Annotated in this window: 5 protein-coding genes; all 5 read left to right on the plus strand. The window is 41.6% G+C overall.

The window, feature by feature from the left end:
• On the plus strand, positions 1–835 hold an 835-nt coding region (locus NEOC84_RS02940), incomplete at its 5' end, for a leucine-rich repeat domain-containing protein (protein WP_166155154.1).
• A 384-nt stretch (positions 836–1219) separates the two neighbouring features.
• A complete protein-coding gene (locus NEOC84_RS09720) occupies positions 1220–1789 on the plus strand; it encodes a helix-turn-helix domain-containing protein (protein ID WP_207391779.1) in 570 nt (189 codons plus the stop codon).
• On the plus strand, positions 1770–2474 hold the full coding sequence (locus NEOC84_RS09725) for a hypothetical protein (RefSeq protein ID WP_242678174.1): 705 nt from the start codon (positions 1770–1772) through the stop codon (positions 2472–2474). Before NEOC84_RS09720 ends, NEOC84_RS09725 begins: the two co-directional genes overlap by 20 nt.
• Entirely contained in the window at positions 2471–3253 is a 783-nt protein-coding gene (gene istB, locus NEOC84_RS02950; RefSeq protein ID WP_207391780.1) for an IS21-like element helper ATPase IstB, read from the plus strand. The genes NEOC84_RS09725 and istB overlap by 4 nt, the downstream gene beginning before the upstream one ends.
• A gap of 28 nt (positions 3254–3281) precedes the next feature.
• A complete protein-coding gene (locus NEOC84_RS02955) occupies positions 3282–3536 on the plus strand; it encodes a hypothetical protein (RefSeq protein ID WP_166155156.1) in 255 nt (84 codons plus the stop codon).
• Positions 3537–3865 lie beyond the last annotated feature (329 nt).

Consider the following 3865-nt stretch of genomic DNA (forward strand, 5'->3'; position numbering starts at 1 on the left):
GTTGCTATGGCTTGAATTAGATCAAAACCAGCTCACCAACCTGCCTGCAGAAATCGGGCAATTGTCTCAGCTGCAAACGCTTTACTTAAATCAAAACCAGCTCACTAGCCTTCCTGGAGAAATCGGGCAACTGTCTCAGCTGCAAGGGCTTGAATTAAATCAAAACCAGCTTACCGGTCTGCCTGCAGAAATCGGGCAATTGTCTCAGCTGCAAAACCTTTACTTAAATCAAAACCAGCTCACCAGTCTGCCTGAAACAATCGAGCAGTTGTCTCGACTGCAAAAGCTTTACTTAAATCTAAACCAGCTCACCAGCCTTCCAGAAGAAATCGGGCAACTGTCTCAGCTGCAATGGCTTGACTTAAATCTAAACCAGCTTACCAGCCTTCCTAGAGAAATCGGGCAGCTGTCCGAGCTGCAAACGCTTGAATTAATTCAAAATCAGCTCACCAGTCTGCCTGCAGAAATCGGGCAATTGTCTCAACTACAAGTGCTTGACTTAACTCAAAACCAGCTCACCAGTCTGCCTGCAGAAATCGGGGGGCTGTCTCAGCTGCAATTGCTCTACTTAAATCAAAACCAGCTCACCAGTCTGCCTGCAGAAATTGGGCAGTTGTCTGAGCTGGAATGCCTTGACTTAAATCAAAACCAGCTCACCAGCCTTCCTGGAGAAATCGGGCAGTTGTCTGAGCTGGAATGCCTTGACTTAAATCAAAACCAGCTCACCAGCCTTCCTGGAGAAATCGGGCAGCTGTCTCAGCTTACCAAACTTGAATTAGCGGAAAATCCTTTGAAAGATATTGCAGAAAAAATAAGGCAGCGTTTTCCATTGTAGAATGGTTGTAAGTATTTTTTAATTTGGGGAGGGCTAAAATAAAAAAACTTTTACCCATCTTATCTTTAAACAAGTCATCCGCTGTTCTTCCGGCAACTAAGTAAGCTTAAGCTAACCTACAGATTTATAACGACAAAAAGCTTTTCTCTTTTTCTGCAGATTACTAGGTTGGGAGAACAACCTTTCTTGACAGGTGTCAAGCGACATGATAAATTGCCCCCCTGGCGACATGAACTTTTGACCCCCACCCCTGGCCGGCGACACCAACAATTGACCCCCAGCCATAGCAAAATTTGACCCCCTCCTCCACTAAAATTGGAGAATGTAAAAACTATGCAAGAATACAATTGTTCCCCGGATAATTTAAATCCTCAAGGGGAACTTATGAAACAACAAGAAGATGTGGAGCGTATGCTAACTTTGCATACACTGGGATGGGGCCACAAACGTATTGCTAAGGAACTTGGCATCAGTAAAAACACTGTGAAAAAATATCTGAAACAAAAAGGCTGGGTTCCTTATAAAAGTCCAAAACGAAAAAAAGTTACCGCTGGACTTGAAGATCGAATAAAGGAATACTTTTTTATACATAGAGGAAATGCAGACGTGGTTCGGCAAGAACTTCTAAAAAACCATTCTCGCTATATTTCTCTTCGCACTATTGAACGAGCGGTAAAACCTTTTAGAGATGAGCTACAGGTAAAAGCTCAAGCCACCCTAAGATTTGAAACACCACCAGGAAAACAACTTCAGATTGATTTTGGTTCCACTCGCCTATACATTCAAGATAAACTTACTCAGGTTTTTTTGTTTGTTGCCACCCTTGGTTTTTCAAGAAGAATTTACGTTAAGCCTTTTTTACACCAACAACAATCGTCTTGGTTTATAAGGAATAGAGGAAGCCTTTTTCTATTTTGGCGGTACTACCGAAGAGGTGCTTGTAGACAATGCTAAAAGTTTAATAATTAAACATCATGCACTTACTAGAGAAGTCCAATTTAATGAGCGTTTTACTGCTTTTGCAAATTACTGGAAATTTTGTCCTAAAGCCTGCGCTCCTTATCGTGCCAGAACAAAGGGTAAGGATGAAAGAGCTATAGGGTATGTTAAACGCAATGCTATCGCAGGGCACAAGTTTGCTAGCTGGGAATCTTTCGAAAGTCATTTAGAGCATTGGATGCACAATATTTCTGATCAAAGGCTCCACGGTACTACGCGTAAAGTACCCTTGGAAGTGTTTGAAGAGATGGAAAAAGATGCTCTTCGCCCTTTAAAGGGAAAACCACCCTTCCTGCAGATTCGAGAACTTGACCGAATCGTTCATAAAGATGCTTGTGTAGAGATCGATACGAATAGATATAGTGTTCCTTGGAAGATAATTAAGGAACGGGTCTTTGTTCAGCTAATAGAAAATGAGGTTCGCATCTTCTATAAGCAAACTGAAATTGCTCGTCATGTAGAATGCAAAGGAAAATATCAAAATATTCTTAATCCCGAGCATCTTAAAGGAATTGTAGGAACCTTTCGGCCAAAAGAGCATGAAGAGATTAAGTATGTAGAAAATTTAAATTTTATGGATGCGGAGTTATCTAGGCCTCTTGCGGAGTACGAAAGGTTAGTAGGAGGTAGCTGGTCATGATAATAGAACAAAACAGGCTTGATTCCATGCTGGCTCGGCTAAAGCTTTTAGCGATCAGAGATAGCTTAGATTATTTGCTCGATCAAGCTATTGAGCAAAAATTGACACTCAGAGAAAGTTTACAATTGCTTGTTGAACATGAATTATCCTGTAAAGAGGAACAACGGATTAAAATGGCGATAAAGATTGCAAAATTTCCCTGTGTTAGGACATTAGAGAATTTTGAATTTGAGAGCCAGCCAAACCTGGATAGTAGGCAAATCAAAGAACTTTCAGCTTGTCGTTGGATTGCCCATGGGGAAGCGGTGTTGTTTTTGGGGCCTCCAGGTGTGGGGAAAACCCATCTTGCTATTGCATTAGGCAGAGAGGCTATTCTTAAGGGTTATTCAACATTATTCATTTCAGCAACGGCTCTTCTTACTCGGCCTTCGAATGCTCATAAAAAAGGGCAATTAGAAGAAGAGTTATGTCAGGTAAGCAAGCCTAAGCTCTTAATTGTTGATGAACTTGGCTATTTGCCTTTTGAAACCGATGCAGCTCATTTGTTTTTTCAGCTTGTTTCCAGGCGTTATGAAAAAGGCAGCATGCTCATCACAAGCAATCGATCGGTAGGAGAATGGGGCACAGTTTTTGGAGATAGTGTAGTAGCAACAGCAATATTAGATCGTCTTCTTCATCACAGTCAGGTGATTACCATTCGTGGAGAAAGTTATAGACTGCGCGAAAAAATGCGTTCGGGACTTGTAAAACGTGGCAAGTCAACGAACGAGAAAAAATAAAACTAGGAGGAGGGGGTCAAATTTTGCTATGGCTGGGGGTCAATTGTTGGTGTCGCCGGCCAGAGGTGGGGGTCAAAAGTTCATGTCGCCAGGGGGTCAATTTGTCATGTCGCTTGACAACAGGGAGAAGCTAGGCGTATGTATTCCAGCATTCGATAGAAGAATTAAGACATTGCGCCAAAAAAGCCGTTTTTCTCAAATAAGGCAAAGAATCAATGGCATTCTTTTGGCCAAATCAAAATTGCCGTGTCACTTAATCTCCAAAACCTGGGGCTACTCCTGAGTGCTTGGAAGGTCCCCCCTTTCCTTTAATCTATCTGAAATAAAAGCATAGTAAATTATCTGTGAGTTGTCTTTCTTAATAAGGATACGAATTGTTTTGACTTGCTTTTTTAACTTTTTTATATTGCCTTTAAAAAATAATAATGCTGAGAAGTCATTACTACCCCGGGAAATAAAATGTATCTTATCTCTTCGGCCTCTATTGGAAGCTTGCCCAATGAGCTGCTGCTCCCTATCTTAGAGGCGTGCGCAGCTCCTTCCTTATTTAGCGTCTGTAAAAGATGGCATCATCTGCTGGCTTCTGAAGTGATGCCTTCTCTTTATAAGGAA

The sequence above is a fragment of the Neochlamydia sp. AcF84 genome, from assembly GCF_011087585.1.
In the GTDB taxonomy this organism is placed as follows: domain Bacteria; phylum Chlamydiota; class Chlamydiia; order Chlamydiales; family Parachlamydiaceae; genus Neochlamydia.